Source organism: Clostridium grantii DSM 8605 (assembly GCF_900129965.1).
GTDB classification, from domain to species: Bacteria; Bacillota; Clostridia; order Clostridiales; family Clostridiaceae; genus Clostridium_AF; species Clostridium_AF grantii.
In genome coordinates, this window is sequence record NZ_FQXM01000066.1 from 1 (window position 1) to 2,669 (window position 2,669).

Here is a 2,669-nt window from a genome sequence, read left to right on the forward strand (position 1 = left end):
TACTTTTTTCCTCTTCTACTTCATCTTCACCCTATTTGCATCGGATTCCATCCCTCGCAGAGCTTATCGCTCAGTTGTTCACGTTTCGTTCACAACAGCTTAGATTATTTTACCAGTTTTCCCCAAGGGTCTGGCCCCATGTCCGTACATTCATGGATTTTAGCTGTCTGCCTTGTTCCCAGTCAAAGGTCCATCCATCATAAGTTAATGGGTTTCCTATGGCATCATAGGTTATAGCTTTTCCATCGAAGTTTGTTAGTTTATCTTTCCAGTTAGCATCCCCATAGGTATAATCATATGTTCTTTTAGTTGGTAAAAATATTCCTTTTGAATAGTTATACTCTGTTTTGCTTGTTATATTTCCACCTTTATCATAGTTGTACACTATTGTTTTGCTATTAGACTTACTGTTTCCATTAAATTCAGTTTGAACATTATTTTCACCATTTATATTAATTATGTCACTTTCGCTTAACACAGTATTGTAGATAAATAATTCATCTATTTCTCCATTGAAAAAGTCTCCTAAAGTACTACCATCCCACTCCTGCGCTAAAACCCAAGACTTGCCTGTGGTATCTCCTACTACTGAATCAATTATATTACTCCACATTAAATTACCATCTTTGTAGAGTTTTAATTCAGATTGAGTGTCATTTATTTTATCTGTAACCAATACAAGGTGCTGGTATCCTGTAGTTTTTGTTCCTGAAGTATAATAATCAATTCTTATTCTTTCTTGACATCCTCCACCCCAGTACCCTAATAAAAATATATTTTCTCCGGAACTTGAATGTTTTCCTATAAAAGCCTGTTCGTCATCTGTTGTATATGGATTTACCAACATTGAAATTGTAAATGATTCTGGCACTGAAAAATCTGTTAGTTCTACCCAATCATCTATTCCATCAAATTTTATTGCTTGTCCTTTGATACCCTCTACAAAAGTTGGGTTTCCATGAATAGTTCCATTATTCCCATTACCACTTTTGTCGCTCACATCACCTTCAAAATCTTTTCATTAAAGTCATTTTGTTTTATCTTTCTTAAGATTAAATTTGGATATAAAAAAGACTGTAAATAAATTTGGTTTTCAAATCTATTTACAGTCTTAATTTTTAATTGACAGCTTGCAATACTTTCGTAGATATTACTCTAAACTAGATTTTTTAACCACTTCATGCAAATCTTAGTTTTACATTTTTACCCAAGTAACAGTTCCCTGGTGCGGACGGTTTACCTACGAACTTGCTTACTAAGAAATAATTAATTGCTTTTTACTATAGATGCCATTATCCCTACAAAACATACTAGGAAAAACATAATTATATGCACAATAACTATAAATTTTCTTAACTCAGTATTATTTTTATACCCAATTATTACGAGAGTTATATAAAACAAAGTAAACGTAATTGCTGTAATAAATTCAAAGTAAGTTTTATAATTAATATATTTAGTTAAATATGTCTCTATTAATAGTACTATTGCGAAAGGAATTACAGAAGCTAAACTTAATATCATTATCAATATTCCAAAAAATGGTCTCCCTAATATGATATATCTAATTACTTCTTCCACTAATACTACACACACAAGAATCAAAACACCTACCTTAAGTTTATCCGATAAGTATGGCATACAAGCTACCAGAAGCGCTATAACTATTCCAAAATTTATAGGTTTATTAAACCACTCGTTAATTTTATTCATATGCTATTTCCTCCAATTTACTTTTACTCAAAAAAATACTCTTTTGCTTTATTAACAGCCCCTCCTATAATAAATGATACACCAATTCCTATTACAATACTCCCACCAATTCCTACAGTCCCAGCAACAACTAGCCCCCCAATTATACTCCCAGCCACGCAACCAGCAGCAAATCCTAGTGCATCTATTCCTGTTCGACCTGCTCCTTCTGCTAAACCATAGTGATAAACATTGCTAACAGCTTGCACGCCAAGTAACCCTACTGATAATAATCCTGCAGCACCAATTGCGCTACTCCCTTTACCTATTACGTCAGTTTTAGCTAAACTGTATTTAAAACTTTGTATCTTAAAAGGTACTTTCTTCATGCCGTTCAACATAATAGAATTAGAAATTGGTTTAAATTTTTGGCCAACAGCTTTTGATGCAAAATTACCTATTGCAGTACCAATCCCTGTATTCCCAGTAGCTACTGCAGCCTGACCTGTATTAGTCCCACTTAGTTGGAGTACTTTATCAACATAACCCATAGCCCTTTTCTTTTTAGGAACTACAGAAGATACAGGTTTTCTATTCATAATTGCGAATGATGCTGCTTTCATATCTTCAGTCTCTTCAGCAAGACTAGTACTAAAAATTGGTCTAAATCCAGATGGATCACTCATATTAATCGGGTTATTTTTAGTATATGCAAACATATTATGTCCTAACAACTCACCCGTACTGCCTACTAAAGCATCCGCATTCAACATGCGACAAAACTCAGGATTATAGTACCGTGATTGTAGATAGTACAACTGAGACTCAGCATCGTATCTATATCCTCTATAACGGTAAGGATTCTTTACTCCAACACTACTAGCTAAACTTCCACTAATGGAAATCAATTTTCCCCAAGAATCATAAGTATATTCTACTACAGTTGCTCCATTCTTATCAAATAACCCAGTGATATC

At 33.6% G+C, this 2,669-nt stretch carries 3 protein-coding genes; all 3 read right to left on the reverse strand.

Features of this window, described 5'->3' with window-relative positions; all coding sequences use genetic code 11:
* Positions 1 to 109: 109 nt before the first annotated feature.
* The gene (locus tag BUB83_RS20905) at positions 110 to 1,000 is read right to left on the reverse strand and encodes a LamG domain-containing protein (protein ID WP_073341019.1); all 891 of its coding nucleotides are present in this window, start codon (positions 998 to 1,000) and stop codon (positions 110 to 112) included.
* Positions 1,001 to 1,266: 266 nt separating this feature from the next.
* Positions 1,267 to 1,713, reverse strand: coding sequence for a hypothetical protein (locus BUB83_RS20910; protein WP_073341020.1), 447 nt, complete (start codon positions 1,711 to 1,713; stop codon positions 1,267 to 1,269).
* 23 nt (positions 1,714 to 1,736) lie between these two features.
* The coding region (locus tag BUB83_RS20915; RefSeq protein WP_073341021.1) for an RHS repeat domain-containing protein at positions 1,737 to 2,669 on the reverse strand (933 nt) is incomplete at its 5' end.